Annotated in this window: 25 protein-coding genes and 1 tRNA gene; 10 read left to right on the top strand and 16 right to left on the bottom strand. The window is 57.3% G+C overall.

Going from position 1 to position 25,993, the window contains the following annotated elements; translation table 11 throughout:
• Positions 1 to 101 precede the first annotated feature (101 nt).
• A tRNA-Thr gene (locus FGQ61_RS03910) sits at positions 102 to 177 on the bottom strand.
• 157 nt (positions 178 to 334) lie between these two features.
• On the opposite strand from FGQ61_RS03910, the gene FGQ61_RS03905 reads away from it, so the two are divergent.
• Positions 335 to 817: a PTS sugar transporter subunit IIB gene (locus tag FGQ61_RS03905; RefSeq protein ID WP_138374623.1), complete on the top strand. Its 483-nt coding sequence runs from the start codon at positions 335 to 337 to the stop codon at positions 815 to 817.
• 325 nt (positions 818 to 1,142) lie between these two features.
• Here the strand turns inward: FGQ61_RS03905 and FGQ61_RS03900 are convergent, their stop codons facing one another.
• The gene (locus FGQ61_RS03900) at positions 1,143 to 2,195 is read right to left on the bottom strand and encodes an aldose epimerase family protein (RefSeq protein WP_138374622.1); all 1,053 of its coding nucleotides are present in this window, start codon (positions 2,193 to 2,195) and stop codon (positions 1,143 to 1,145) included.
• Positions 2,196 to 2,400: 205 nt separating this feature from the next.
• Here FGQ61_RS03900 and FGQ61_RS03895 point away from each other — a divergent pair, with 205 nt between their 5' ends.
• Complete coding sequence (locus tag FGQ61_RS03895) at positions 2,401 to 3,165, top strand: DeoR/GlpR family DNA-binding transcription regulator (protein ID WP_238057382.1); 765 nt, start codon at positions 2,401 to 2,403, stop codon at positions 3,163 to 3,165.
• A gap of 41 nt (positions 3,166 to 3,206) precedes the next feature.
• Here the strand turns inward: FGQ61_RS03895 and FGQ61_RS03890 are convergent, their stop codons facing one another.
• A complete protein-coding gene (locus FGQ61_RS03890) occupies positions 3,207 to 3,512 on the bottom strand; it encodes a type II toxin-antitoxin system RelE/ParE family toxin (protein ID WP_138374621.1) in 306 nt (101 codons plus the stop codon).
• Entirely contained in the window at positions 3,502 to 3,768 is a 267-nt protein-coding gene (locus FGQ61_RS03885) for a type II toxin-antitoxin system Phd/YefM family antitoxin (protein ID WP_138374620.1), read from the bottom strand. Before FGQ61_RS03885 ends, FGQ61_RS03890 begins: the two co-directional genes overlap by 11 nt.
• A 731-nt stretch (positions 3,769 to 4,499) precedes the next feature.
• Between FGQ61_RS03885 and dcm the strand changes: the two genes are divergently transcribed.
• The 3 genes from dcm to FGQ61_RS03870 are packed head-to-tail and all read left to right on the top strand — an operon-like array spanning position 4,500 to position 7,214.
• Positions 4,500 to 5,672, top strand: a complete 1,173-nt coding sequence (gene dcm, locus FGQ61_RS03880) for a DNA (cytosine-5-)-methyltransferase (protein ID WP_117769896.1) — start codon at positions 4,500 to 4,502, stop codon at positions 5,670 to 5,672.
• On the top strand, positions 5,653 to 6,870 hold the full coding sequence (locus FGQ61_RS03875) for a type II restriction endonuclease (RefSeq protein ID WP_117769895.1): 1,218 nt from the start codon (positions 5,653 to 5,655) through the stop codon (positions 6,868 to 6,870). The genes dcm and FGQ61_RS03875 overlap by 20 nt, the downstream gene beginning before the upstream one ends.
• A 38-nt stretch (positions 6,871 to 6,908) precedes the next feature.
• Positions 6,909 to 7,214 carry a hypothetical protein gene (locus tag FGQ61_RS03870; protein ID WP_138374619.1) on the top strand — a complete coding sequence of 102 codons (306 nt, stop codon included), beginning with the start codon at positions 6,909 to 6,911 and terminating at the stop codon, positions 7,212 to 7,214.
• 17 nt (positions 7,215 to 7,231) lie between these two features.
• On the opposite strand, the gene FGQ61_RS03865 is transcribed toward FGQ61_RS03870, so the two are convergent.
• Genes FGQ61_RS03865 through FGQ61_RS03850 form a run of 4 tightly spaced genes read right to left on the bottom strand, consistent with a single transcriptional unit; the run spans position 7,232 to position 9,958 of the window.
• Complete coding sequence (locus FGQ61_RS03865) at positions 7,232 to 8,956, bottom strand: DUF2326 domain-containing protein (protein ID WP_117769893.1); 1,725 nt, start codon at positions 8,954 to 8,956, stop codon at positions 7,232 to 7,234.
• Positions 8,937 to 9,182, bottom strand: a complete 246-nt coding sequence (locus FGQ61_RS03860) for an ABC-three component system middle component 6 (protein ID WP_117769892.1) — start codon at positions 9,180 to 9,182, stop codon at positions 8,937 to 8,939. The genes FGQ61_RS03865 and FGQ61_RS03860 overlap by 20 nt, the downstream gene beginning before the upstream one ends.
• On the bottom strand, positions 9,169 to 9,774 hold the full coding sequence (locus FGQ61_RS03855) for a hypothetical protein (RefSeq protein ID WP_138374618.1): 606 nt from the start codon (positions 9,772 to 9,774) through the stop codon (positions 9,169 to 9,171). Before FGQ61_RS03855 ends, FGQ61_RS03860 begins: the two co-directional genes overlap by 14 nt.
• Complete coding sequence (locus FGQ61_RS03850; RefSeq protein ID WP_117769890.1) at positions 9,761 to 9,958, bottom strand: hypothetical protein; 198 nt, start codon at positions 9,956 to 9,958, stop codon at positions 9,761 to 9,763. The genes FGQ61_RS03855 and FGQ61_RS03850 overlap by 14 nt, the downstream gene beginning before the upstream one ends.
• Before the next feature lie 199 nt (positions 9,959 to 10,157).
• Here FGQ61_RS03850 and FGQ61_RS03845 point away from each other — a divergent pair, with 199 nt between their 5' ends.
• On the top strand, positions 10,158 to 10,451 hold the full coding sequence (locus FGQ61_RS03845) for a hypothetical protein (protein WP_138374617.1): 294 nt from the start codon (positions 10,158 to 10,160) through the stop codon (positions 10,449 to 10,451).
• A gap of 76 nt (positions 10,452 to 10,527) precedes the next feature.
• Positions 10,528 to 10,824 carry a hypothetical protein gene (locus FGQ61_RS03840; RefSeq protein WP_117769888.1) on the top strand — a complete coding sequence of 99 codons (297 nt, stop codon included), beginning with the start codon at positions 10,528 to 10,530 and terminating at the stop codon, positions 10,822 to 10,824.
• Here the strand turns inward: FGQ61_RS03840 and FGQ61_RS03835 are convergent.
• The gene (locus FGQ61_RS03835; protein WP_138374616.1) at positions 10,793 to 11,692 is read right to left on the bottom strand and encodes a hypothetical protein; all 900 of its coding nucleotides are present in this window, start codon (positions 11,690 to 11,692) and stop codon (positions 10,793 to 10,795) included. The two genes, FGQ61_RS03840 and FGQ61_RS03835, sit on opposite strands and share 32 nt — an antisense overlap.
• A gap of 142 nt (positions 11,693 to 11,834) precedes the next feature.
• On the opposite strand from FGQ61_RS03835, the gene FGQ61_RS03830 reads away from it, so the two are divergent.
• Positions 11,835 to 12,179, top strand: a complete 345-nt coding sequence (locus FGQ61_RS03830; RefSeq protein WP_138374615.1) for a hypothetical protein — start codon at positions 11,835 to 11,837, stop codon at positions 12,177 to 12,179.
• Positions 12,180 to 12,266: 87 nt separating this feature from the next.
• On the opposite strand, the gene FGQ61_RS09580 is transcribed toward FGQ61_RS03830, so the two are convergent.
• From FGQ61_RS09580 to FGQ61_RS03820, 3 genes are all read right to left on the bottom strand, one after another.
• The gene (locus FGQ61_RS09580; protein WP_171021499.1) at positions 12,267 to 12,425 is read right to left on the bottom strand and encodes a hypothetical protein; all 159 of its coding nucleotides are present in this window, start codon (positions 12,423 to 12,425) and stop codon (positions 12,267 to 12,269) included.
• A gap of 312 nt (positions 12,426 to 12,737) precedes the next feature.
• The gene (gene lacG / locus FGQ61_RS03825) at positions 12,738 to 14,159 is read right to left on the bottom strand and encodes a 6-phospho-beta-galactosidase (RefSeq protein ID WP_212745433.1); all 1,422 of its coding nucleotides are present in this window, start codon (positions 14,157 to 14,159) and stop codon (positions 12,738 to 12,740) included.
• 76 nt (positions 14,160 to 14,235) lie between these two features.
• Positions 14,236 to 16,014, bottom strand: a complete 1,779-nt coding sequence (locus FGQ61_RS03820) for a PTS lactose transporter subunit IIBC (RefSeq protein ID WP_138374614.1) — start codon at positions 16,012 to 16,014, stop codon at positions 14,236 to 14,238.
• 284 nt (positions 16,015 to 16,298) lie between these two features.
• On the opposite strand from FGQ61_RS03820, the gene FGQ61_RS03815 reads away from it, so the two are divergent.
• Positions 16,299 to 17,300: a LacI family DNA-binding transcriptional regulator gene (locus FGQ61_RS03815; RefSeq protein WP_138113305.1), complete on the top strand. Its 1,002-nt coding sequence runs from the start codon at positions 16,299 to 16,301 to the stop codon at positions 17,298 to 17,300.
• 253 nt (positions 17,301 to 17,553) lie between these two features.
• On the opposite strand, the gene FGQ61_RS03810 is transcribed toward FGQ61_RS03815, so the two are convergent.
• Together FGQ61_RS03810 and lacG (FGQ61_RS03805) are read right to left on the bottom strand one after the other, a co-directional pair.
• The gene (locus FGQ61_RS03810) at positions 17,554 to 19,314 is read right to left on the bottom strand and encodes a PTS lactose transporter subunit IIBC (protein WP_006234821.1); all 1,761 of its coding nucleotides are present in this window, start codon (positions 19,312 to 19,314) and stop codon (positions 17,554 to 17,556) included.
• A 176-nt stretch (positions 19,315 to 19,490) separates the two neighbouring features.
• A complete protein-coding gene (gene lacG / locus FGQ61_RS03805; RefSeq protein WP_171021498.1) occupies positions 19,491 to 20,933 on the bottom strand; it encodes a 6-phospho-beta-galactosidase in 1,443 nt (480 codons plus the stop codon).
• A 350-nt stretch (positions 20,934 to 21,283) separates the two neighbouring features.
• Between lacG (FGQ61_RS03805) and FGQ61_RS03800 the strand changes: the two genes are divergently transcribed.
• The gene (locus FGQ61_RS03800; RefSeq protein ID WP_229025908.1) at positions 21,284 to 22,312 is read left to right on the top strand and encodes a LacI family DNA-binding transcriptional regulator; all 1,029 of its coding nucleotides are present in this window, start codon (positions 21,284 to 21,286) and stop codon (positions 22,310 to 22,312) included.
• Positions 22,313 to 22,576: 264 nt separating this feature from the next.
• Here FGQ61_RS03800 and lacG (FGQ61_RS03795) read toward each other — a convergent pair whose 3' ends face one another.
• Positions 22,577 to 24,016: a 6-phospho-beta-galactosidase gene (gene lacG / locus FGQ61_RS03795; protein WP_138374613.1), complete on the bottom strand. Its 1,440-nt coding sequence runs from the start codon at positions 24,014 to 24,016 to the stop codon at positions 22,577 to 22,579.
• A 66-nt stretch (positions 24,017 to 24,082) separates the two neighbouring features.
• Positions 24,083 to 25,846: a lactose/cellobiose PTS transporter subunit IIB gene (locus FGQ61_RS03790; RefSeq protein ID WP_138374612.1), complete on the bottom strand. Its 1,764-nt coding sequence runs from the start codon at positions 25,844 to 25,846 to the stop codon at positions 24,083 to 24,085.
• Between the last annotated feature and the right edge of the window lie 147 nt (positions 25,847 to 25,993).

Genomic DNA, 25,993 nt, shown 5'->3' with positions numbered 1-25,993 from the left:
GGCATCGACCTGCGCCGATGCCCCCAACGTGGACACACATTTTGTCCTATAAGCCTAAATCGGCAAGAAAAAAGCCGCCCGAAGGCGGCTATCTTGTGCAATGGAGCCAGCGACCGGGCTCGAACCGGTGACCCCCGCTTTACGAGAGCGGTGCTCTACCAACTGAGCTACGCTGGCGGCCATGTGGTGACGCAACTGAGGCGTCAACGGCTGTTTATTATACGGGACATCGCACATCCGCGCAAGGGTTCTGACGGCTTTTCTCACTTTAAATGCACTAATATTGGAGACGTGATGTCCCGCTCGTATGGGTCTCAAACAGAATGGGGCAGCCATGGCTCAACCCAAGATTCTTCTCACGCGTATCGATGACCGTTTCATTTACGGGCAAGACGTTGAGCTGTGGAACGAGGCGACTGGTTCCAACCTTGTCCTAATCGTCAACGACGAGATTGCGGCGGATTCGCGCCAATGGGCACCCATGAGGGTGGCGGCGCCAGAAGGCGTTTGGACAAGGTTTTTCTCGGTGCAAAGGGCCATCGACATCATTCATACCGCAACGCCGCGCCAATTGATTCTGATCATGGTGGCCTCACCCGCCGATGCACTCGCGCTGGTTAAGGGTGGCGTGCCGATCACCAAGATCAGCATTGGCCATATGCAGGCAGGGGAGGGCAAGCATCCCGCAGTGCCCGCAGTCGCCACAGACGATGCGGACGTCGCTGCTCTCAGAGAGCTGCAAAAGCTCGGCATAGAACTAGAAATCCGCTATCTCCCCAGCTCCAATCCCGACCCCATCGGCAATCTGTTCAACTGATCCCTTGGGGACGGAGAAAAACGAATCATTTTGCCCTTGCGAGGGACGCGTGCGATGCTGCCTGTCAAAAACAATGCCCATTTACTACGTTTGATCGGCCATCGCCGAGCATGTCGAATTTGAGAAAAACAAAACCGCAGGTAGACGGCTCGCGAATGTAACAAAAAGCGGTGCATGGTCGAGCATCCCGGGCTAAACGTAGTAAATGGACATAGTTTTGATATGTCACTTATGCAGTCACAGCGAAAATGAGCCCAAAAGATGAAAAGCGCCCGTCGGCGGTGGTGCCGGCGGGCGCTGCTGTGCGATATGTCGCGTTGTGGGCTTAGTGCCTCATAAAGTGGTATTCGATCACATTGCTGTAGGGGTGACCCGGGCCCACAATGCCCTGTGGGAACAGCGGGTGGTGCGGCGTATCGGGATACATCTCGGCCTCGAGAGCAAAGCCGGCGCCCCAGTCATAGTTGGCATCGTCCTTGGCGTGCTCATCGCTAAGCCAGTTGCCGGTATAGAGCTGAACGCCCGGGGCGGTGGTGTAATAATCCAGCTCACGACCGGTCCACATCTCCTCGACATGCAGCGCGCGGCGCAGGTTGCGGCCGTACTGATAGCCATCGATGCACAGACAGTGATCGTAGCCACGGGCCTGCTTAATCTGCGGGTCGTCTGCCTCCATGCCGGGTGCGACGGGGCGCAGCTCGCGGAAGTCAAACGGCGTGCCCTCGACCGGAGCGATTTCGCCGGTGGGAATGTTCTGCTCGTTAATGGGCAGGTAGTGAGCGGCGTTGGCAACAAAGAAGTGTTCACAGTCCATGCCGGCGTTATGACCGGCGAGGTTAAAGTATGTGTGGTTGGTCATGGACACGTAGGTGGCGCGGTCGCTCTCGCAGCCATACTCGATGCGAAAGACGCCGGTGCGCGTAACGGTAAACACGGCCGTAAACGTACGGTTGCCGGGCAGGCCCAGTTCGCCATCCTCAAGCGAGGTGGTCATGCGCACGGCGTTGTGCACCTCGTCGAGCTCAACGTCCCACACGCGCTTGTGCAGGCCGTGCTCAAGATCGCTGTGCAGGTTGTTGACGCCTTCGTTGGCTGGCATATGCCAGTCCGTGCCGTCAATGGTGATCGTGGCACCCGCAGTGCGGTTGGCCACAGGGCCGATGGTCGCGCCAAAGCAGGCGGGGTTGTCAAAGTAATCCTCGAGCTTATCGAAGCCCAGCACCACATCGCGCACGTTGCCAGGGATGTCGGGCACATCGATGCCAAGCACGGTGGCGCCATAGTCCATAATGCGAACGCAGATCTCGGGCCCGTTGAGGGTGTAACGATGAACGGGAGTGCCGCACGGCGCGGTGCCGAAAAGCTCGGAAGTGATCATTTGGTTCCTAACATCGAGGTATTTCGGACAAACTGTAGCGCGAACAGGCGAGATTATCACTACACCCCACTAAAGCAGGGGTATTTTTCTCAAAAAAGTGATGATTGGAACTGTGCGGGCGTTCATTTTTGACGGGTACGAGTCTGATACAATTTGTTCGTTACTGTTTGAATGATATGCGCGCAAAGAACGGCGAGGATTCATCGTGATTAAGGCAGAGCGACAGGATAAGGTTCGTCAGCTGCTCGAAGAGCAGGGCACGGTCTCGGTCAAGGAGATTTCGGATGCACTGGGCGTCTCGGATATGACGATCCGCCGCGATCTTGAGGAGCTTGCGAGCCTAGGCGAGATCGAGCGCGTGCACGGCGGAGCACGCAGTGCACAGGGCCGTCCCCACGCGATGTTGCGCCATGAGTATTCGCACAGCGAAAAGCGCACCAAGCATGCCGAGGAAAAGCTGCAGATTGCGCGCCGTGCCGTGGAGCTTATCGAGGAAGGCTCGACCATCTTTTTGGGTACGGGCACTACGGTGGAGCAGATGGCCTCGATGCTGCCGGCGTTTCGCCTGCGCATCGTGACTAATTCGCTTTCGGTGTTTAGCCTGCTCGAGGCGCGCGAAGACTGTGATTTGTGCCTCGTGGGCGGTATGTACCGTCGCCGCACCGCCGCTTTTGTGGGGCCAACGGCCGAGGATACCCTGCGGGCATTGGGCATCGATGCGGCGTTTATCGGTGCCAACGGTATCTTGGACGGTGACGTATCTACGTCCAACATGGACGAGGGCCGTATCCAGCAGCTCGCCTTTAGCAAGGCAGACTCGCGCTACCTGATTGCCGATTCCAGTAAAATCGGCAAGCGCGACTTCTACACCTTCTGCCGCCTGGACAGCTTGGACGCCGTGGTGTGCGAACCGGGTATCGCCGCCGAGGACCGCGCCGCCATCGAGGAGCACACGCAGATCATTTGCTAGCTATCGCTGCGGGAGATCGGACCAAGTATTCAGTTTGTGGGCTAGACCAGGCGGCCGTAGTCCTGTGACTGATGAAAGACATGGGCGATATAGATCGTATCGCGCTCAAACTTGTAAAGACACACGTATTTGTTGACGGTAAACGATCGATAATTGCGTGCCGCCAGCTCTCGTATGTGGGAGAGGGGCCGTAGGAGCGGCTGCTCGCGAAGCAGATCAAGCTGATATTCAAACTCAGCAACAAAATTGCCTGCTGCACGTGGGTTCATAAGGATTTGAGCAAGGTATCTGACAATAGCCTCGTATTCATATTGTGCGCTTTCGAGTATTACGACGTTATAGGCCATATTTGTCTCGTATCGCGGTCGCGAAGGAGTCGTAGTCGCTGTAGTCGCCTTGCGATATCTCGTCTTCTGCCAACATCATACGAGACAGCAGCTTGGCTTTGGCGATTTCGTCTTGCATGAGACGATACTGGTCGCTGCTGATGCAGTGCATGGCCTCATAGCCGTTCTTAGTTACGGTGACGTCGCGCTCGGACTCAACAAGCGCGGTAAATGCAGCGGTGTCCTTCATGTCTCGGACGGGCACACAGGTGGGCATAGGTACCTCCTTTGCGTTGGGACACAATTGTACCACGCCTTGACAAGAATTCGGTACCGTCAAATTGTCTCAATCTGTAACGGGTGGGTGTGATCGGAGAGTCTGAGGGTCTTTATGGGTGGAGCAAACGGCGTGACATGCGCTGTTGAATCCGTACGCCCGCTTGCGTTTTCGAGTGAAGAGGCAGCAAAGTTGATTGGCGTAAGCGCGAAGACCCTTGCAAATTGGCGCTGTCCTAGTAAGGGGCCGGAGTACATTCGCCTCGGCAAATCCTCGCGATCCCATGTTCTTTATTGTTACGATGATCATGAGGCTTGGCTGCACTCTCTGCGCCAGCAGGCCAAGGTAAATTGATTGATAGCTGTTGGGCGCGGACAATATCGTTTGGACGGGTATAGCATGGTTCCATGCTCCGCGTTGCTAATTGCGCCGCTGCGTCATTTGTGAAATGGAATGATTGATGATGGAGAGGCGTGAGGTTCTCGGCTTGCCGCTTTTCACTTGGACTAATGACTGCGGCGGCAGAAAAATGTCCTGGCGAACGACTATCGTATAGAACGCAGCGGTGGTTAGATGGGTCTTCGCGGTTTGAGTGGTACATGGATTGTCGGATGTGGGAGACGTGAGAAACCCATGGTTTGGGGCAAGGTTGCTATTCTGACGAGTTTATCTCTTCATCCCTGTGGCAAAATGAGGACATATTGTCCTGTTATCTATCCAGAAGGTGCGTCATGCAATTATCAGCAGATGAGGTAAAGGCCAAGAGACAGGAGCTCGGCTTGACTCAGAAGGAATTCGCCGCTGCCCTAGGCATGGGCCCCAACGGCGAGCGAACGGTGCGCCGCTGGGAGGCAGGCGAAACAAGGCCCACCGCAGCCGAGTCGAAGTACATCTCCACCCTCGGCCATCGCGCCCCCTTTGCACCCGCAGGGGAGGGGAAGCCTGCCTTCACCTTCATCGACCTGTTCGCGGGCATCGGCGGGATCCGCATGCCGTTCCAGGAGCTGGGCGGCAGGTGCGTCTTCTCCTGCGAGTGGGATAAGTTTGCGCAGAAGACCTACCGCATGAACTACGGCGAAACCCCGGCGGGGGACATCCGTGAGGTCGCCGCTTCAGACATCCCCGACTTCGACGTGCTGCTCGCTGGCTTTCCATGCCAGCCGTTCTCGCTTGCGGGTGTGTCCAAGAAGCGCTCCCTTGGTCGCGCTACGGGCTTCGAAGACAAGACGCAGGGCACGCTCTTCTTCGAGGTTGCACGCATCCTGAACGAGAAGCGCCCGAAGGCGTTCCTGCTCGAGAACGTGAAGAATCTGATCAGTCACGACAGGGGCAGAACGTTCGACGTCATCATGCAGGTCCTCCAGGACGAGCTCGGTTACCACGTTCACTACAAGGTTCTGGACTCCAAGGGTTGGACATGCCAGCACCGCGAGCGCATCTACATTGTTGGCTTTCGCGACGATGTGGAGTTCTCTTGGGACGACCTCGACTGCCCGAACAGTGGTCAGAAAGCCGCGGAGATTCTGGAGGAGGATGCGGACGCGAGGTACGTGCTCTCCGACAAGCTGTGGTCATATTTGAAAGCATACAAGGCCAAGCACGAGGCCGCCGGCAACGGGTTCGGCTACGGTCTTATCACTCCATCGGACACCACGAGGACGCTCTCCGCACGCTATCATAAGGACGGTAGTGAGATCTTGGTCTCGCGCGGCGAGGGCGAGAACCCCCGTAAGCTGACCCCTAGAGAGTGCGCGCGCTTGCAGGGATTTCCCGACCGGTTCATAATCCCGGTCTCCGACACACAGGCCTACCGCCAGTTCGGCAATTCGGTGACGGTCCCTGTAATACGGTCGGTGGCCAAGCTCATGATGGGAGCGTGTCAGGATGGATTACGGGGCGCTTAGCAGCTACTTCGACGGCGCGGTCTCGAAGACCCTCGCGGACGTCGATATCGACGCAGGTAGGAGTAATCAGCACGAGTTCAACGGCACGCTGCCGCTGAGGTCGCTGTTCGGTGACGACGACATCCGCGACATCCGCACCACGTTCGCCTACATGTGCGACGAGGCGGAGCCGGAGATGTGCGACGGGACCGTGACTTGGTACGATGCGCGCCGCAAACATCCCACGAGAACCGAGTACCGTCTCTACTACAAGGACAACCCCGCCATCAGGCAGGCATCCGCTGGCGACCTCATGGTGGTCGCCAACTCCGATGACCTCGGGCTGCTCATCATCTTCGCTAAAAAAGGCTCGACCATCGAGTCGCAGCTGAGGTGGCTGTTCGGCTTCGAGGAGCCCGACCGCTCGGGCTATGCCGTATCAAAGGGCGAGCGCAACCGTATCGGTGCGGTGGCCTCGCGCATCCTCGGCATGATTGGTATCGAGACGCGCGCTCCCTTGAGCGCGGATATCTACTTGGACGATATGGTCAAGAGGTTTGGACATACGTTTCCGAAGGGCATCGACTTTACGGAGTACTCCATCTCAACCCTTGAAGGTCTCGACTGGGCGGATGACCCCGATCGAAGCCTGCTCGCGTGCTACGAGCGCGAGGAATTGCTGTTCAAGGTGTTTGAGCGCCATCTGCTTGAGAGAGACCTTGCGCCCTATTTGAACGGCCAGCTCGACGTCGACGGCATTCTGAAGACCACCATGTCGACCTTCCAGCGCAGGAAGTCCCGCGCGGGCACAGCGTTCGAGCACCAGCTTGAGTTCCTGTTCAAGGGTAGGGGAATCCGATACTCCGCACAGCCCTACACCGAGGGAAAGTCGAAGCCGGACTTCATTTTTCCGTCAATCGAGTGCTACCGGGATGAGGGGTTCCCCTCCTCGAGCCTTACGATGCTCGGTGCGAAGACGACCATCAAGGAGCGCTGGAGGCAGGTGCTCGAGGAGGCGAACCGCATCGAGCGTAAGCACCTTATCACGCTGGAGCCCGCCGTGAGCGTGGACTACACGAACGCCATGCGTGACAGCAAGCTCCAGCTCGTCATCCCCTCCCAGCTTTTCCCCACCTACACGCCTTCACAGCAAGAATGGCTCATGGATGTGGGAGGCTTCTGCGAGATGGTCGAGGAGAGGCAACGGGTACTTGACTAGGCCGGGACAATAAGAGCGTTGAGGCGGCGCGCAAGCGCATGACCATCCTGAAGGGCTCCGAAAAGATTGTGGCATCGCTCAATCAGTTCGGCGTTGTCCGGCGCGTGAGGCGGGGGCACTACGTGATTGCAGAGCCCATCGAACTGAATGACGAGCTTACGCGGTTTTTGGTCTTTGCCGACATGCTGGTAAACCGGTCGAGTTACCGGACGTTCCTGGAACTGCAGGACGTGGCCGAGTTGTTTCCGTTCGCGTGCCGTGTGAGCAAGGAGGGACTTGTGGCTGACGAGCGGTTCGAGGTGAACAACTTCGGCGGGGAGTTCTCGGTGGGGATACGGGAGTAGGAGAGTACAGGTCACTCCTACGACGCAACACCTTTGCCACGCGTGAAAAGCATATCGTCAATCGAAAGCTGCAGGATTTGCAGTTTACCCTGCTCCTCGGCTGGTATCAGCGACGAATCGAGCTTCTCCTTAAGGACTGCGACTATGTACTGGCAGTTGATTGTGCTGGCGCGTGCGATTATGTCACGCAACACCTTACCCTCGATGTTTTCAAGGACGTCATGCACTATGAAGCGCGGAGTCTTGATGCCCTTTGATTCTGCAAACTGCTGATACGCTAAATCAAATGCGGCGATGAGTGACTTGCGTGTGCCCGTGCTGGAGCCAGCGGTATCACGTATTGCAACGGGGAACTTGTTCGACTCTTCATAGTAAACGAGCAGCGGCGATTCGTTGTTGAACTCCCTGGCAAGCGGAGTGAAGAATGCGTTAAACGCAAGCATCATTGCAGCAAAATCGTTGGATTGCGGCTCGTCGCCATCATCAGACGAGCCAAGCGATGCGATTTTTCCCTCAATGCTGGTCTGTTCTACCTCAAAGCTGTTGAGCGTATCTATTACTTCTCGGCATTTGCCGATACTGCTCGAAAGCTCAACTAGGCGTGCCTGAAGCGACTCGTACTCATCGATGAGGTCTTGCTCCACCAATGACATGAATTGGCTGTTCTGCGATGACAGTTGGCTGATTTCACGTTGCACAGATGCACGCTCGGCCTTCAGTTTTTCTGCCACACTCGCGAAATAGGCAATCTTGTTGTCGCAGAGCTGGTTGTTGAATGCGACCATCTCTTCGAAAGTTGCATTCACCATCGGGATCATCGAACAGACTTCCTCGAAAAACCGTCTGCTCAAATTAACGTCGGCTTGTCTACCGCGCTCTTGCATAGCAGTCTGCAGGGCCTCTTCATTTCGTTGCAGCCTGTAGTCTATGTCTGAGAGTTGCAGTGTCAGAGATGCGTATCGGGTGCGTGTAGCCGCGATTTCATCGCGGTTGGCCCTGTAGACATCGGCGTCGATGATGCTGTTGAGCTTGCACTGGACTTCTTCATGCTCGGCTTCGAGCCCTGCAAGTATCTGCTGCTGCTCGCTGACCGTATCGACGTTCTGGACTTTCTTATAGCGTTTGATGGACTCACGCGTCTTGTTCAAGTCCTTGTTGAGGTCGTCACGCTTTTTGTCGAGCGCCGGATCTGAGATGCCGAACAGAGCGTTGTAGACACTCCGGTAGATGGATGTGCTGCCGCTGGGAACGGTTTTGAGGAAGGAATTATCATCCCCGCCTACGGACACGCGGACAAATGAATTGATCAATTGGCGAAACGTGGGCACATTCGCTTCGTTCCCGAAAAGCAAGACATTGAGTCGTTGCTGGTAAGCTTTCTGCCCCATCTTTTCGCCGTCTATGTAGTACCTTCCATTCGGGAAGAGGTCGATTGTGAGAATCACGTCATCGCCATCGGGAAAATCCGATGTCAGTGTCATGTCGACGGCGATCTTGTTTGTGACGATGAAATCGCGTAGCTCCTCGGTCACCGTGCCCGTGTCGGCGTCTGTGTAAATGAGCTTCCTGTCCTTGGCGCCCATTGCGATATCAATGAGCTTGAGGAAGGTTGTTTTTCCAACGCGATTGTGCGATTCGGAGTCCTCGGTATCGACGATGAGGTTGGCACCCTTGTGGAATAAGACCTCGCGAACTATTTCGTCAGTTGTTGTCTTGCGAATTCTAAGCGACTTGATGAACATGTAGCCCTCCCTTCTCGTCTATTGACACGCGTCCGAGGAGGAAGAGAAAGTCCAAAGCCATGACAAAGAAGTCGTAGCTCACTTCTTTCTTGACCAGAGTGTTCGCCGTTACCTCATAGAGTTGACCGGCGTCCAAGCCTGGGTTCTGGTCGATGTAGCCATCCAAGGCGGCAGCGATGTAATAGACCGTGCTCGTCGGCTCATTATTGCGATCAAGCAGCAGCATCGTCATCACCTGGCCTCAGAAGGACTCTGCATTTTGCCACGGCAACGGCAATCAACGCAACGCAGAACTGGTTGATGATTTCTTCGGGGACCTCGTCAGCCTGAAAGCTTGCGTCATTCACAATCATGTTATAGATCTCGTTCTCGATGAGCTTGAGCTGTGCATCGCCGTTTCCTACGCACAGCTTGCCGTCATCGCGAACGTCTGCCACATTGACAAACATCTTGTTCAGCCTTTGGATGATGGCTTCGCTGTCGGGGAATTCCTTGATCACGCTGTCGAGACGAGCGTAGTTCTCAGAATACTCGTTGATGATGTTTAGGTAACGCGGTGCGTGGTTGTAAATCAGCTTCTTCTCTATAGGAGGCGGAGGCGTAAGGGGGAAATCTTCGCCCGTTGGCTCAGTCGACGAAATCATGATTTGCAGGAGTTTATACATGAGCGTCTTTGTAAGCGGCCGGTGCGGGCCAGACGAGACGGGCTGGTAGATGTTTATGTCATGTGAGTCATAGCTATTGGAGTCGCCGGCTATGTTCGTGGCGACCTTTCCAATTGCGCTCTGGCTTGTCTGCGTTGGCTTATCGCGAAGCATGGATGTTCGCCGAGTTGTTGCTGCCTACGACGTTTGTGGCAACTTTACCTGTAGCGGTCTGCGAGTTGTCGCTTAGACTCTTTTTGATTGACTTGATCTCTTGCTTGTTTTGGAGCGAGATGACGGCGGCGGCGATGGATGCGATAGACGCGATAATTCCAAGGATAAGGTTCACAGTCTCCATCTTGCCTCCCAAATGTCAAGTCCAATATTCTAGACCATTATCGAGCGTTCGCTCGTTGCGTTGCCTCTAATTCTTGCTAATGGTCACAAACTGCCGAACGGACTGGATGACCTCACTTTGTGACCGACCTTTAGCCTATTTGCATGGTTAAGGGACGGTTCGTTTGTGCTGGCCTATGTCAATCGAAAGGCAGGCCGACATGGACGGAGACGACCATAGCATCGACGACGAGGAAGAGGTCGCAGCGCAGGCGGGCGGCCAAGAAGGGGTCGCGCAGGCGGAAGAGCCGCAGGCAGTGGACTCGGAGAGGGGCTACCAGGCGCTTCTCGCCAAGCAGGAGGCTCGCATCAAGGAGCTTGAGGGGCAAGTGGCCGAGGCTGCCAAGAGCGCCGAGGTGGCGGACGCCCTGCGCGACGAAATCCAGCAGGTGAAGGCCAGGCGGCCGATGAGCGCATCGCCTTCGCGGCAGACAGGGCGACGTTCGCAACCATGAACCTGACCCACCTCTTCTACTTATGCACGGCGCTGGAGGTGGTCTCCGGTTTGGGCAACCTCGCAGGTGTCAAGTCGTGCGGTTCGCGTTCGCTTCGCGCTCGTCGCCCGCCGAGCTGGACTTCCGAGGCTTCGACCCGTCTGCGCTCACCGACCTGACCTACTGCTTCTCGGGGTGCTCGTCGCTGGTGACGATCTACGCCGACGCCACCTGGGCGCTGCCTTCGAGCGGGGTTTCGGACTCGCAGTGCTTCTATAACTGCTACAAGCTGACGGGCGGCAACGGAACCACGTATGCAAGCAGCAGGACGGTTTATACCCACTTCCGTATCGATACGACGGCTACGCCTGGTTACCTGACTGTCTCTGCTTGACATGCTCTTTGGCTACGGTATTTGCGTCAGTCTGGGTAATATCCGAGAACATTTCATCAACGATGCGGACATGGCATTCATAAGCTGCATACCTGCTGGACCTCACCGCATTTTCCGCTTCCTGCAGGCGTGTTGCAGCATCCCTGAATCGGGATTTTGCCGCCATTTGCCCCATGATGGAGTCTGGGTGGTTGTCACTGAGTACGTCTGCGTCTCTCAGTTCTATTTCCGCACTTGCAATGCGTTCCATAAGCAGATTGTATTGGGCATCGCCGACCTCAGACAGGCAGAGCACAAGGTCTTTAAACGCTGCTGCGGTCAGCATTCGATTGAGCACTGCCCTGCAAGCTTCTGGCTCGGCATTCGCCTTCGCGACCATATCATTCACGAGGTATTTTTCCCATTCCTCATGGTCTCCGCCGTTGCCACCAGACTGTTCCGGAAGCCACTCCGCACTAACTTTTCTCGTCATACGCTCGATGGACAGAACAGCCTCGCCGCTGAGACCAAGGAAGTCAGCAATATCTTGGAGCTCGTACGTATCACAATCGGTCTCCCCGATGAGAAAACCTACTGGCTTTCCGAATATGTCAGCCAGATCTACGAGGTCATCCCATTGAGGAAACTGATCTCCTTTTCGAAATCGGCTGATCTTTCTCGCAATCGCCTTGCGGCCGTTCTCCCTTTCCACTGCATAGCGGTCATCGGCTAGCGAGGCATCATCGGCACCGTTACGCTTTTGATAGAGCAGACGCGCAAGGCCGATATTGCTAATGCCTCTGCGCCCCTTTTCTATTTCATAGCTTTCCATCAAACCGCTGAGTCTCTTTGGAAAAATGTCCTTAGGGCGATCTTTGCGGACGTACATTGTCTTAATCATTCCTCATTAACAACAGATAAGACAATTATAGGACATATACCGTCTTATTTACCGATGGCATGATAGCACTGTCGAAAGTGAGCACCCCAGTGGAAGCGGTGCTGAAGTGAAAGAAAGTGAGGAAAAGGCAATGACGACTTGGGACTATGCGCAATTGTCGCATCTGGCGAAAGAGCTCGGTGGGCCTCAGGCGCTGATCAGCAATATCAGAGCGGGCGGGATTTCCGTTGGAAGAATCCAGGGTGGAGTAATCGGTTCTGTAGCCACGCTAGTCGCAGGTGGAATCGGACTGTATGCCTACGACAAGCACCAGAGGAAGATCGCTCTTGCTGAACAGAGTGCAACCATGCTCAAGGCGAACATCGAAGCATACGAAGAGGCACATTCGTCAACAGAAGTTGATGAGGCTACGAGAGAGACGCAACATAGTGAGGAGGAAACGGTAACTGAATCCAGTGGCGGCGAAGAGGCCTAGCCACCAGATTCATTAGACAGCCACTACCACGAGGAGCCCCGGTATGTACCAGGGCTCCAATTCGTTCTTATACCTTGCAGCGGATACTTAGATCTCTCGGGACTTGCAGTAGAGCGGGTCGCCCTCTCCGACCAGCACATCCCACCGCCATTGCGGGGTCTCGGTGCCGGACTGGCAGAGCGCATCGAGGGGCATGACTTTTTGCTCGGGCGAGCAGGGGCAAAGGTCTGCCTTGATGTGGGCCATGTCTTCGGCCTGGCCGGCGAGCTTTTTTATCCGGGGACCATGCTTTCGGCACGCGATCCCCCATCCTCAACCTCCCAAATCAAAAACTCAATCTGTAACACCTAGACTCGATTTGAGCAGATATCTGTTACAGATTGAGACGTTTCGGCAGAGTGATTCCCGTTTGTCTTGATTTGTAACAGGTAGAGGCAAAAAAATCGACTTGATGTTACAGATTTAGACAAACGGCTGCCGACCCGCGCGAAAACAAAAAGGCCGCATGCGAACCCGTGGAGGGATTCGCATGCGGCCGACAGGGGTATGCGGCGGAAACTAGGCCATGAGCAGGCCGGTCTCCGCGACGTTCTTGTACCAGTACGCGCTCGCCTTGGGATAGCGCTTCTGGGTCTCAAAGTCGATGTAGAACAGGCCGTAACGTTTGTTATAGCCGTTGGTCCAGGAGAACTGGTCCTGCAGCGACCACACAAAGTAGCCGTCGACGTTTACGCCGCCGTCGATTGCCTTGAGGATCCATGCGAGATGTTGACGCATGTAGTCGATGCGAGGGGCGTCGTCGATAAAGCCATCCTCGAAGTCGTCCTTATAGCCCATGCCGTTCTCGGTGATGTAGATCTTCTTGTAGTTGGGGTAATCGTTCTTAATGCGCAGCAGCAGGTCGTAGAGGCCCTCGGGATAGATGATCCAGTCCCAATCGGTGGTGGGTACGCCTTCGCGCACGCATGACTCGCCCACGCCCTTGAGGAACCAGCGCGAGGAGCCCTTGTCGCCGGTGCCATTGTGGTTGATGTCGTTTTCGCCCTCGGCGGCACGCAGGAACTGGCACTTGTAGGTGTTGACGCCCAGGCAATCGTTGTAGGGGAGCGCGGCGGTCAGCGCGGCGATGTCCTCGTCGCGGACGTCGAGCTCGCCGCCGGCGATATGGGCCAGCTTGGTCGCAGCCTCCATGGTGTCGGCTGCATAGTGGCCGCGGAAGGTGGCGTCGAGTACCCAGCGGTTGTTGATGACGTCGGCCATGCGAGCTGCCTCGCAGTCGGCGGCGTTGTTGGGGTCGAGGGGATACTTGGGCTCCAGGTTCTGGACAATGCCGATCTCGCCCTCAAAGCCGCCCTCATGGAAGGCGACGACAGCCTTGGCGTGGGCCACCATCATGTTGTGCATGAGCTGGAAGGCCTTGTCCAGGCGGTACTTCTCGCCGTGCGGCCAGTTGCCGACGATAAAGCTGCCCTCGGCGGTTGCGGGAATCTCGTTAAACGTGAACCAGTGCTTGATCTCGGTGAACTCGGCAAAGCAGAACTTGGCGTACTCGACGAAGGCGTCGATCGTCGCGCGCGTCAGGAAACCCTCGCCGCCGTTCTGGTAAAAGGCCTCGGGCGTATCGAAGTGATCGAGCGTGACATAGGGGATAACGCCAGCTTTGTTGCAGGTGGCGAAAAGCTCGTGATAGAAAGCGACACCCTCGGGGTTAATCTCGCCGGTGCCACTGGGGAAGATGCGGCTCCAAGCGATGGAGACGCGAATGCCGTTAATGCCAAAGCGCTGGCACAAATCGATATCGACCGGATATTTGTTGTAGAAGTCGCTTGCAGGATCGGGGGAGAAGCGACCCTGGGCTGCCAGGAAATCGTCCCAGGGCACTTTGCCCTTGCCGTGCGTACGGGTCTCGCCCTCAACCTGGTAAGCAGCGGTGGCGCCGCCAAAGACAAAGCCGTCGGGGAACTGCATGGGGTTGGTCATGAGTCATCCTTTCTGTGGGATACGAATAGGGAGAGGTGCCCGAACTGGGGATCCGGGCACCAACAGAGGGAGGAAACTAGTCGAGGTTCTCGCGGAGCCACTTAATGGCGCCGGCGGGGTCGCGAGTAAGGTCGATATATTCCTTACCGCGCGGGGCGAGCAGCTTAATGCCCAGGCGATCGGTGTCGGCCTTCATGTCGTTGTAGTAGCTACGAACCTGCGGGGCAAGCACGATAACGTCGTACTGATCCATGATGGCAGTGTGCTGACCATAGGCGCCTGCGGAGGAAGCGATGTTCTCTCCGGTCTGCGCGGCACCTTCCTTGATGGCGTTGGCAAGCATGGCAGAGGTGCCGGCACCGGCGCACAGGACGAGGACCTTCAGGCCGTCGACATCCTTCTTAGCGGATGCGTCGGCGGCAGGCTCGGGCTGATCGGCGACAGGCTTGCTTTCGGCGGCAGCGGCGGTCGTCTCGACGGAAGCGGTGGCCTGCTCGACAGCGGGCGCAGAGGCGTCGGCGGCGATGGCAGCGGCACCATTGGACTCGAGACCCAGCTCGGCGGCGCGCTCGGCCTCCTGGTCGCAGAGCAGCTTATCGTATGCCTTCAAGAACGGCAGGTAGATGATGGCGTCCAGTAAGATGATGATCGCGACAAATACCAGGGCGATAAGCTGGAAGTTCGTGGTGATGAAGATGCCGATGGGGGCGGGGGTGGCCCAAGGCACCACGAAGGAGAAGCCGTTCATGCCTACGTTATCGATAAAGAACTTGGCAACGCTCACGTTGACGCAGCCGGCGGCAACAAAGGGGATGAGCATGTAGGGGTTAAGGATCATCGGCGCGCCAAAGAGCAGCGGTTCGTTGACGGCAAAGGCAACAGGAACAATCGAGGCCTTACCGACGGCTTTGAGCTGCTTGGACTTCATAAAGAGAATCAGCAGAAGCGGCACGATGAAGGTGGCGCCGGTGCCGCCGAACTCACCTACGAGCGACATGTTAAAGGTGAGGGAGTGGGCGGGGTGGCCACCGGCCAGCAGAACCTGCAGGTTCTCGGCCTGGTTGGCAAGACGGATGGGGTCGATGCCCGGCTGGACGATCGAGGGGCCGTGGACGCCGATGAACCAGAAGAACGCGGTGGCTGCCTGGATAAGGATAAGGCCAGGATAGGTTTCTGCAGCGGTAAAGAGCGGGGAGAGCAGCTTGATGAGCAGCTCGGAGAACGGAACGCCCATGAGGTTGCGCACAACCACATCGATGATGCCGCAGATGATGACGGCGCCGCCAAAGGGGATGATGTCGCGGAAGTTCTGAGCGATGGCGCCCGGGACCTCCTTGGGCAGCTTAATGGTCAGATCGCGCGAGACGCAGAACTTATAAACCCACACGGTAATGAACGCGGCGATATAGGCCGAGAACAGACCGCGCGTACCCATGCTGGTGCAATCGAAGACCGAAAGCTCGGAGCCGTCGAACTTGGTGGTGAACTGCGTAACGGCGAGCAAAAGCATGCTGCACTGGGCGGCCACCATGGTGGAACCGTCGTTGAGCACTTTGCCGGCGGGCATGCGACGGTTCATGGATGCCGTGAAGTTCTTGGCGGTGGTGCCGGCAACCATGATGCCCATGACGCCCATGGTGAAGTTGTAGAGCTTGTTGCACCAGTCGATGAGCGGCTGGGGCAGCGTGATGCCGACTACGCCGGGAAGCGTGGCGATCAGCAGAAAGATCGAAGAGGTAAGGACGATGGGCATGCACCCAAGGAATCCGTCCTTGATGGCCTGGAGGTAGATGTTCCTCGAGATCTTCTCAAAGAACGGTTGATGCTTTTCGAGCATCTTTACGATGGCGTCCATAGAGCTCCTTTGCTGCTTGATGCGCGATGCATGTGGATGGAACTGGTCGTCGATGGATGGTCAGGACTGCCCGGAAACCTTCCTGGGTAAGGAAGGCATTGCGAAATGACAACGTTGTCATTTCGTTAATGACAACGTAAGACATTTTTGGAAGAGCAACAAGGATTTACGGGTGAACGGTCGATATTGTCCGATAAACGGCTGATTTGTCAGTTGGGCAGGTAGTGTATGCTAGAACACAAAAAACAAGCGATGCAAAACCGACTGGAGAAGTAGTGGCAACGATGGACAAGAAAAATGTCTCAATGAACGATGTGGCAGTTGCCGCGGGTGTTTCTCTCAAGACGGTGTCGCGCGTGATCAACGAGCCTGATAGCGTGCGAGAGTCGACGCGCGATAAGGTCCATGCGGCCATGGAGGCGCTCGGGTTTCGAACCAACTTTGCCGCGCGTTCACTCAAGTTGGGCCGTTACGGGTGCATCGGCGTGGTGATGTTTCACTTGTCGGGCGGCGCCGTGGACATGATTGACGGTATCGCCGATGCCGCCGAAGAGCGAGGCTTTGCTCTCACGATGATCAAAAAGCGCGCTGGGGAGAAGATGACCCTTGCCGATGCGGCGCGCAGGATGTCGCAGCTGCCTGTTGATGGCATGATCTTCAACCTGCGTCAGATGGTCGATGACTTTGATACCTTTGAGGCGCCGAAAGACCTCAAGACGGTGATTATCACACCAATGGAACATCCTACCTGCTCCACCGTCAGTGACGATCAAGAGGGCGGCGCGCGCATGGCGTGCGAGTACTTCTTGAACCACGGGCACAAGAACGTGTACTTCGTTTCGGGTAAGAAAGAGTCGCTGTCGAGCCAGTGCCGAATGAAAGGCTGGCGAGCGGCGCTCGAGGCGCGTGGCATTGAGCCGCCCGAGCCTCTGCAAGGCGATTGGAATGCGGATAGTGGCTATGCCGCTGGCCTTGTGCTTGCCGATAAACCCGATTGCACGGCGGTCCTCGCTGCTAACGACTGCATGGCAAACGGCGTGATGATGGCTCTACGTGACAAGGGTCTGAGTGTGCCCGATGATGTGTCCGTGATCGGCTTTGATGACGAGCTTTACAAGACGATTCCCAACTCGATTCTGACGTCGGTGAAGTTTCGCCACCGCGAGCTGGGCGTCCGTGCGCTCAACGAGGTCGTTGCGGGCCTAGAAGCTCCGAGCTCCAGAAGCCGTACGCTCGTCTCGGGCGTGTTGGTCGAACGTTCCAGCGTAAAGGACCTGCGGGCGTAGGGTTTTTCGGCCCGTTCGTCTCAATCTGTAACAGTTAGGACCGAAAAACTCAGCTAAATATTACAGATTGAGATATTTCTGCTCGGGCGTTCTGTTTGTCTCGATCTGTAACAGCTAGGATCCAAAAACTCGGCTAGATGTTACAGATTGAGATGAACAGGAGGGCGGGTGCGGTCTAAACAAAATGGCCCGCGCATCACGCATCGATGCACGGGCCATTTTTTGTCTGCGAGCGGCAGGTGGCATCAGCGTCTTATGCCTTGAGGTTTTCCTCGATCCAGGCGACGGCACCCTTGGGATCCTTAGTGAGGTCGATGTACTGTTTGCCTTTGGGCGACAGCAGCGTGATGCCCAGGCGGTCGGTGTCGGCCTTCATCTCGTTGTAATAGGTGCGAACCTGCGGAGCCAGGACGATGACGTTGTACTGGTCCATGATGGCGTAGTGGCTGCCGTAGGCACCGGCGTTGGCGGTAATGTCGATGCCCAGCTCGTCGGCGCCTTCCTTAAGCGCGTTGGCGAGCAGTGCAGAGGTGCCGGCGCCAGCGCACAGAACCAGAACCCTCAGATCCTTGCCCTTAAGGGCGGACGGAGCTGCGGAGGCCTCGGTGGCAGAAGCGGTCTCGACAACAGGAGCCTCAACGGCGGGGGCGGCAGCGGTCTTGACGGCCTTGGTCTCCTCGGCCTCTTCTTCGGCCAGGGTCTCGGCCTCCTGCTTGCACAGGACGTTGTCGTAGGCCTTGCAGAACGGGTAGTAGATCAAGAAGTCAACGACCAGCAGGACGACAACCAGGACCAGAGAGATCGGCTGGAAGTTGGTGTCGATGAAGGTGCCGATCGGTCCGGGGAGTGCCCACGGCATGGCATAGATAAAGCCGTTCATGCCCAAAAAGTCGATGAAGAACTTACCAATGAGGACGTTGGCCACGGGGGCAAACAGGAACGGGATCAGGAAGTACGGGTTGAGGATGATGGGCGCGGCGAACAGCAGCGGCTCGTTGACGGCGAACATCACGGGTACGACAGAGGCTTTGCCGACGGCCTTGAGCTGCTTGGAGCGCATAAAGAGCAGGAAGATGATCGGGACAATGAACGTGGCGCCGGTGCCGCCGAGTTCGCCGATGTAGTTACCGAAGTTCTCGGTCAGGGCGAGGGCGGGGTGACCGCCGGCCTGCAGCGTGGCGAGGTTGGTGGTGATGTTGCCAAACAGCGCGGCGTTGAGGGCAGGCTTAACGACCGAGGGGCCGTGGATGCCCATGAACCAGAACAGCGGGATCATGAACCAGATGAGGGCGAGGCCGGCGTAGGAATCGGCAGCGGCGAACAGCGGGCTCACCAGCGTGGAGATGACGTTGGCAAACGGGACGGCCAAGCAGGTGCGGCAGATAACGTCGATGACGGCGACAAACAGGATGGAGAAGCTGAAGGCGAAGATGTCGCGGAAGTTCTGGGCGATGGCGCCGGGGACTTCTTTGGGCAGCTTGATGGTGATGTCTCGCTTAATGCAGAAGGCATAGATGTTGACCGTGGCAAATGCGGCGACAAAGGAGCTCAGTAGGCCCTTGGTGCCCATGTTGTCGGTAAAGAACACCGAGACATCGGCGCCGTCGATCTTGGCACTCGTCTGGGTAACGGCCAAGATGAGCATAGCGCACATGGCGGCGACCATGGTGCTCGTGGCGTTGATGGCCTTGCCGGCAGGCATGCGGCGGTTCTTGGAGCCGGTCAGCGCGCTTGCGGTGGTGCCGGCGACCATGATGCCCACGACGCCCATCGTGAAGTTGTAAACCTTGTTGCAGAAGTTCACGACGTCGACGTTCCACCAGTCGGGCAGCGTAAAGCCGCCGACCGTGGCGACAACGCCCGGCAGGGTCGAAATAAGCAGGAAGACAGAAGAAGACAGGATGATGGGCATTGCTGCCAAAAAGCCGTCTTTAATGGCCTGAAGGTAGATGTTCTTAGAGACCTTGTCGAAGTACGGCTGACCTTTCTCCAAGAACTTAACGATCGATTCCATAGTTCACGCTCCTCTTTGCATGAAATCTTAATGGCATGGACGTTGAAAACCTATATGGTCTCCCGCTTGCTAAAAGCCCGGGTGCAGGCGGGGTCGGTCCCAGGGGGAGAGAGGGGAGCGGCTGGGTTTGTATCGCATAGGGCCGCTCCCCTCTCGGGAGAAAGCGAGGCGATGCGCTACTGCGCGTCCGCCATAGTGTCGGCGAGCTCCTTGTACCAGAGTGCCGACTGCTTGATGTAGCGTTTTTGCGTGTCGAAGTCGATGTAGAACAGGCCGTAGCGCTTGTTATAGCCGTTGGCCCACGAGAACTGGTCCTGCAGGCTCCAGATAAAGTAGCCCTGGACGTCGACGCCCTCGGCGCGCGCCCGGAGCACCTTCTCCATGTGCTGGTCGACAAAGTCGATGCGCTCGGGATCGGCGACGATGCCGTTTGCGCCGGGCTCGGGGTCCTTGTGGCCCAGGCCGTTTTCGGTGATATAGATGACGGGGAGGTTGGGATAGGTGGCGCTGATGTGCTTGAGCGTGTCGTAGAGGCCTTGCGGGTAGATGAGCCAATCCCAGTCGGTGGTGGGGATACCCGGCATATCGACCTGCTGCCCGACGCCCTTAAACTTAAAGCACGAGGTGCCCTTGTCTCCGGTGCCGTTAAAGCTGTTGGTGGACTCGCCATCGTAGGCGGCGATAAACGCCGACTGATAGTAGTTGAGGCCGAACATATCGTTGCGGGGCGCCGCCTTGGCGAGCTCCTCCATGTCGCTGTCCTCAACCGTAAGCGTGGCGTTGTTGGCACGCAGAATCTCGTTGATGAGTGAGAGGGTGCGCGCGGAGTAGTGACCCAGGAAGGCGCCGTCCATGATGAAGTCGGTGTAGAAGGCGTTGTACAGGTCGGCGGCGTGCTGGTCGGCGGGCGAGTCTGTGGCAGGATATGCCGGCGTCAGGACGTTGACCATGCCAATGCGTCCGCCCAGGTGCTCGGTCTCGTCAAGATCCTTATACAGGTTGACGGCGCGGGCGTGGGCAACGAGCTCGTTGTGCTGGCTCTGGATGCCGCTCGTCACATCAAAGTGATGGTTGGGCGGGAAGTTGCCTTGGATGTATTGGGAGTGCGAGAGGCTGATGAGCTCGTTGATGGTGAACCAATTCTTGACCTCGCGGAACTCGCGGAAGCAGAACTCGGCATAGCGCACATAGGCGTCGACGGTCTTGCGGTTGAGCCAGTCGCCCTGGTTGAACAGGGCGGCGGGGGAGTCAAAGTGATGCAGGGACACATAGGGCTCGACGCCATACTTTTTGCAGCAGGCGAACAGCTCGTGGTAGTGCTTAACGCCCTCGGCGAGGGGCTCGGCATCGTCGCCGTTGGGGAAGATGCGGGTCCAGGCGATGGACACACGGATGGCGTTGAGTCCATGCTCGGCAGAAAGGCGGATATCCTCCTCGTAGCGGTTGTAGAAATCACTGGCCGGGTCGGGCAAAAAGCGACCCTGGGCGACAAGGTAATCGTCCCACATGGTCTTACCCTTGCCTGCCACCTTCGTGGAACCTTCCGTTTGGTACGCGGCGGTTGCGGCGCCCCAAACAAAGCCCTTCGGCAGCTGCTGTACGCGGTTTAGCAAAGACATATGCATACACCCTCTCGTCTCGCTGTTCGATATTGTGCGTTTGCGCTCAGGAGGCTCCCTGGTTAGCGTTCAGCGGTGAAAAAGCCCGATAAACACTATCTTAAAATGATTAGAACCAAAATGAGCACGTGAACATTTGACAATGAGCACGTTAACATCCGGCTGGGATGTATAGAAACAAAACAACTTCAAACAGCCGCGAACGGTTGTATTTGTTCGGTAAGCGGTTTTGATTGACAGAAGTTTTCATGTTGTGGTATATGGCTCGGGTATCATGAGCACGTTATCGATGTATGTACGATGCGCCATGGGCGCGGGGAATAGTTGGGAAGCAGGTTAGCGTGGAAGGCATGGCTCAGCAGACAAGGAATGGTCATTCGGCGAGCGCGGCAGAGGTTGCGGCGCTCGCTGGCGTGAGCCGCCAGACTGTGTCTCGCGTGGTCAACGGTGTGCCCAACGTGACGGAAAAGACGCGCAAGCGTGTGCTGGCCGCCATGGAAGAGCTGGGCTTTCGTCCCAATTTTGCTGGAGCGGCGTTGCGCGGCGGGTCGTATCGTTCTATTGGCCTGTGCATGTACAACATCACACGTGTCGGTAACCTGGCGACGCTCGAGGGTATCATGCAAGCGGCGCGCGAGCACGATTTTGCCGTCACTATGATCGAGATGGGCGGCGACAAGCCCTATACACTTGCCGATGCCTCGCGCCGCATGGTCGAGCGACCCGTCGACGGCATGATTCTCAACATGAACCGCATGGCTCCCGATTTTGAGGAGTTTGTTCCCCAGCCGGGAGTGCGAACGGTCATCCTGTCCATGTATGCGCATCCGCGCTGCACGACGATCGACTCCGACCAGTATGGTTCGTGCGAGCTGTTGACCAATTATCTGCTGGAACATGGTCACTCGAATATGCGGTTTGTGGCGGGTCCGGAAAACTCGATTTCCTCGCGTTTTCGTGAGGCCGGTTGGCGCGATACGCTGGGTCGTGCTCATGTCGATGCCGCTCCGATGCTGCGTGGCGATTGGAGTGCGGACAGTGGGTACGCCATGGGCGAGCGGATTGCGGCCGAGGTGCTTGCCGGCGGGTCGCAGGCGCCGACTGCCGTGCTTGCGGCAAATGACCAGATGGCGCTGGGCGTTATCGCCGCGCTCGAGAACGCGGGCCTGTCCGTGCCCGACGACGTGAGCGTGGTTGGTATCGACGACGCACTCGAGGGACTTGTTCCTCACAATCGACTGACGACGCTGCGATTTGATTTGCGCGGTGTCGGTAAGCTTGCGTTTGAGGCGGCGATTGGAGAGAGCTCGTCTATCGAGGCGATTCATGTGCCGAGTACGCTGGTCGAACGCTCGACTGTTAGGGACATGCGGGGTTAGGTCCTACTCCGTTTGTCTCGATTTGTAACAGGTAGACGGTCAAAAGCGGGCTACGTGTTACAGATTTAGATTCTTCGGAAAGAGCAATCCTGTTCGTCTCAATCTGTAACAGCTAGGACCAAAAAACTCGGCTAGATGTTACAGATCGAGACAAACGTGCGACACGGTCCGCCCAAAAAAGGCCGGGGGCGGCGCGCCGTGTGACGTGCCGCCCCCGGCTGAGAAATGGGGACAGGTTATGTGAGCGGGCAACCCCGCCAGTCACTAGTCCAGACGACGGGTCTGCGCCACGTGCTTATACCAGTATGCGCTTGCCTTGGGTGTGCGCTTCTGGGTTTCAAAGTCAACGTAGAAGAAGCCGTAACGCTTGTTGTAGCCATTGGTCCAGGAGAACTGATCCTGCAGGCTCCACAGGAAGTAGCCGCCCACGTTGACGCCCACCTCCATGGCCTTGAGCAACCAGCGCAGGTGCTGCTCGATGTAGTCGATGCGCGGCTGGTCGTCCACAAAACCGTCCTTGTAGGGGTCCTTGTAGCCCATGCCGTTCTCGGTGATGAAGATCTGCTTGTAGTTGGGGTAGCGCTGCTTAATGTAGACGAGCAGATCGAACAGACCCTCGGGATAGATGATCCAGTCCCAGTCGGTGGTGGGGATGCCAGGCTTGTTCACGTGCTCGCCAATGCCCTTGACGCGCCAGCGGCCGGTGCCCTTCTCGCCCGTACCGTTGTGGTGCAGGTCGTTCTCGCCATCGTAAGCCTTCAAGAAACGGCACTGGTAGTTGTTAACGCCCAGGTAGTCGTTGTAGAGCGCGGCCTCGCGCATGATTTCCAGATCCTCGTCTAGGATCTCGATGGTGCCGCCCGAGACGGCAGCCAGGCGGTTGGCGCACTCGAGGGTGTCGGGCGCATAGTCGCCGCGGAAGGTGGCGTCGAGCAAGAACTGGTTTTGCAGCACGTGCTCGTTGTTGGCGGCCTTGATGTCGGCGGGGTCGTTCTCGTTGAGCGGATACTTAAACTCCAGCGACTGAATGACGCCGATCTTGCCCTTAAAGCCGCCGTTGTGGAAGGCCAGCACGGCCTTGGCGTGGGCGAGCATCATGTTGTGCTCGCACTGGAAGGCCTCGGCCAGATGCGCCTTGACGCCACCGGGGAAGGTGCCCTCGATGTAGGTGTTGGAGGCGTCGGCCCAGATCTCGTTAAAGGTGAACCAGTAGGTCACCTGGTCGGCGTACTCCTTAAAGCAGAAGGTAGCAAAGTCCACAAAGGCGTCGATGGTCTCGCGGTTGAGGAAGTCGCCCTTCTCAAAGAGGGACAGCGGCGTGTCAAAGTGATGCAGCGTGACAAACGGCTCAACGTGGTGCTTATGGCACTCGGCGAAGAGGTCGTGATAGAACTGCACGCCCTCGGGGTTAATCTCACCGGTACCGTTGGGGAAGATGCGGCTCCAGGCGATAGAGAGGCGAATGCCGTTGATGCCGAACTCCTCGCACAGCTCCAAATCGACGGGGTACTGGTTGTAGAAGTCCGAAGCGGGATCGGGGGAGAAGCGCCCCTGGGCCTCCAGGAAGTCGTCCCAGGCGACTTTGCCTTTACCATGGGTGCGGGTCTCGCCCTCTACCTGGTAGGCAGCGGTAGCGCCGCCAAAGACAAAGTCCTCGGGAAACTGCGCAGGCGGGTTGGTGACGCTAGCAGGGTTAACGGACATGATGATCCAATCGTCTAAATCGAAGGGCCAGCCGGTCTTGGATGGTCGGCTGGCCCTGAGCGTTACTTACTTCGAGAGTTGCTCGCTTACGAAGGCGAGAGACTTATCGCCGTTTTGGGAAAGCTCGATGTACTGCTTACCGCGGCAGGCGACGCACTTGTTGCCCACGCGCTCGCAGTCCTTCTGCAGGTCGGCCAGGTAACTGGCGGCCTGCGGGGCCAGGACGACCAGATCGAAGTCGGGGAGCATGTCCACGTGGTTGCCATAGGCCTCGGCAGCGGTCTCAAGATTGATGCCGCGCTCCTTGGCGGCCTTGGCCAGCGCGTTGGCGAGCAGGCCCGAGGTTCCGCCGCCCTGGCAGAGCACGAGCACGCGCTTGCCGTTGAGGTCGCTGGCGGTCGTTGCCTCGGTGGCGGCGGGAGCGACGTCGGACTTCACGGCCTCGGCAGCAGCGCCGGCGGCAACGCTCTTGGCGTCAGCCTTGCCCTGGAAGGCATCGTTGAGCTTAGCGGCCTTCTCGGCGTTCTTGGCTGCGAGCTCCTCCTGGGAAATCTCGGCCTCCTCGGCGCACTTCTGGGCGTCATAGGCACGGAAGAACGGATAGTACAGAACGAAGTCGACGACCAGGATAAGGGCGAGCATCACAAAGGCGAGCGGCTGGAAGCCCAGGCCCATGATGGTGCCGATGGGGCCGGGGACGGTCCAAGGCAGGGTGTACATAAAGCCGTTCATGCCCAAGAAGTCGATAAAGATCTTGAGGATCCAGATGTTGGCGATCGGGGCAAAGACAAACGGGACAAAGAAGACGGGGTTGAGTACGATGGGCGCGGCGAACAGCAGCGGCTCGTTGACGGCAAAGCAGACGGGGACGATGGCGGCCTTACCGACGGCGCGCATCTCCTGAGACTTGGCCAGGAAGCAGAACATAAAGACCAGGACGAGCGTGGCGCCGGTGCCGCCCATGCAGACGACGAAGTACTGGGCACCCTGGGTCAGGACAGCGGAAGCGTGCTGGCCGGCCTGGAACGCAGCCAGGTTGTCGGTCATGTTGGCAACGAGAGCGGCGGCGATGGCGGGCTCGACGATTGAGGGGCCGTGGACGCCCACGAACCAGAAGAGGCTCATGGCGCCGTAGATCACAGCGAGGCCGATGTAGCCATCGGCAGCGGTGAACAGGGGCTGGAACACCTGGATGACACCCTGGGCAAAGCAGAAGCCAAAAGCAGCGCGGAAGACGATGTCAAAAACCCAAAAGACGGTGATGCAGACGGAGAAGGGGATGATGTCCTTAAAGGTCTGCGAGATGTTGGGCGGAACCTGCTCGGGCATCTTGACGGTGATGTTGCGCTTAATGAAGAACTTGTAGATGATGCCAGTCACAAACGCAGCGATGAAAGCGGTCAGCAGGCCCTTGGAACCAAGGTAGGTGGTGTTGAAACCGCTGGCGGCGTCCGTGGCGATCGTGTCGCTCGAAAGGAGCAAGAAGCCGATGATGGCCGCGCACATGCACGAGATGAAGTTGATCTGGTTGTTCTTGGGCAGATCGCGGTTCTGAGCGTCGGCGAAGTGCTTGGCCGTGGTGGCGGCGCAGGCGATGGCCAGGATGCCCATGGAGTAGTTGTAGCACTTCCACAGGGCGTTGTTGATGTCATCGGGCCAGTAGAAACCCCAGATGTTGGGGACCGAGGCTACCAGGCAGAAGATGGACGAGAAGATGATGATGGGGATGACGGAGATAAAGCCGTCGCGGATCGCCTTGAGGTACTTGTTGCGGGCGATCGCGTTGAAAAAGGGCTGGCCCTTTTCGATGATGGCGATGAGTTGCTCCATGCAATGCTCCTAAGAGTCGGTGGGTTAGCAACGATGGTAGCTTTTGACTTTCGGTTGCCAAAATGTTGACGTTGCCATTTTGTGACACAAAAAAAAGAAGCGAACCGGTGGTTCCTGTGCCTGCGAACCGTCGATTCCTTACGCGTA

This window comes from Collinsella aerofaciens (assembly GCF_005844325.1).
Taxonomy (GTDB): Bacteria; Actinomycetota; Coriobacteriia; order Coriobacteriales; family Coriobacteriaceae; genus Collinsella; species Collinsella aerofaciens_G.
Note: the sequence above shows the minus strand (reverse complement) of the source record. Positions and strands in the feature narration are given on the sequence as shown.

Coding starts and splice junctions, on each gene's coding strand:
- FGQ61_RS03820 (WP_138374614.1), bottom strand. CDS start 16,014: ATGGACGCCATCGTAAAGATGCTCGAAAAGCATCAACCGTTCTTTGAG.
- dcm (WP_117769896.1), top strand. CDS start 4,500: ATGCAATTATCAGCAGATGAGGTAAAGGCCAAGAGACAGGAGCTCGGC.
- FGQ61_RS03790 (WP_138374612.1), bottom strand. CDS start 25,846: ATGGAGCAACTCATCGCCATCATCGAAAAGGGCCAGCCCTTTTTCAAC.
- FGQ61_RS03850 (WP_117769890.1), bottom strand. CDS start 9,958: ATGGAGACTGTGAACCTTATCCTTGGAATTATCGCGTCTATCGCATCC.
- FGQ61_RS03890 (WP_138374621.1), bottom strand. CDS start 3,512: ATGGCCTATAACGTCGTAATACTCGAAAGCGCACAATATGAATACGAG.
- FGQ61_RS03885 (WP_138374620.1), bottom strand. CDS start 3,768: ATGCCCACCTGTGTGCCCGTCCGAGACATGAAGGACACCGCTGCATTT.
- lacG (WP_138374613.1), bottom strand. CDS start 24,016: ATGTCCGTTAACCCTGCTAGCGTCACCAACCCGCCTGCGCAGTTTCCC.
- lacG (WP_212745433.1), bottom strand. CDS start 14,159: ATGACCAACCCCATGCAGTTCCCCGACGGCTTTGTCTTTGGCGGCGCC.
- FGQ61_RS03815 (WP_138113305.1), top strand. CDS start 16,299: ATGGACAAGAAAAATGTCTCAATGAACGATGTGGCAGTTGCCGCGGGT.
- lacG (WP_171021498.1), bottom strand. CDS start 20,933: ATGTCTTTGCTAAACCGCGTACAGCAGCTGCCGAAGGGCTTTGTTTGG.
- FGQ61_RS03800 (WP_229025908.1), top strand. CDS start 21,284: ATGGCTCAGCAGACAAGGAATGGTCATTCGGCGAGCGCGGCAGAGGTT.
- FGQ61_RS03845 (WP_138374617.1), top strand. CDS start 10,158: ATGGACGGAGACGACCATAGCATCGACGACGAGGAAGAGGTCGCAGCG.
- FGQ61_RS03870 (WP_138374619.1), top strand. CDS start 6,909: ATGACCATCCTGAAGGGCTCCGAAAAGATTGTGGCATCGCTCAATCAG.
- FGQ61_RS03900 (WP_138374622.1), bottom strand. CDS start 2,195: ATGATCACTTCCGAGCTTTTCGGCACCGCGCCGTGCGGCACTCCCGTT.
- FGQ61_RS03865 (WP_117769893.1), bottom strand. CDS start 8,956: ATGTTCATCAAGTCGCTTAGAATTCGCAAGACAACAACTGACGAAATA.
- FGQ61_RS03830 (WP_138374615.1), top strand. CDS start 11,835: ATGACGACTTGGGACTATGCGCAATTGTCGCATCTGGCGAAAGAGCTC.
- FGQ61_RS03855 (WP_138374618.1), bottom strand. CDS start 9,774: ATGCTTCGCGATAAGCCAACGCAGACAAGCCAGAGCGCAATTGGAAAG.
- FGQ61_RS03875 (WP_117769895.1), top strand. CDS start 5,653: ATGGATTACGGGGCGCTTAGCAGCTACTTCGACGGCGCGGTCTCGAAG.
- FGQ61_RS03835 (WP_138374616.1), bottom strand. CDS start 11,692: ATGTACGTCCGCAAAGATCGCCCTAAGGACATTTTTCCAAAGAGACTC.
- FGQ61_RS03905 (WP_138374623.1), top strand. CDS start 335: ATGGCTCAACCCAAGATTCTTCTCACGCGTATCGATGACCGTTTCATT.
- FGQ61_RS09580 (WP_171021499.1), bottom strand. CDS start 12,425: ATGGCCCACATCAAGGCAGACCTTTGCCCCTGCTCGCCCGAGCAAAAA.
- FGQ61_RS03810 (WP_006234821.1), bottom strand. CDS start 19,314: ATGGAATCGATCGTTAAGTTCTTGGAGAAAGGTCAGCCGTACTTCGAC.
- FGQ61_RS03860 (WP_117769892.1), bottom strand. CDS start 9,182: ATGCTGCTGCTTGATCGCAATAATGAGCCGACGAGCACGGTCTATTAC.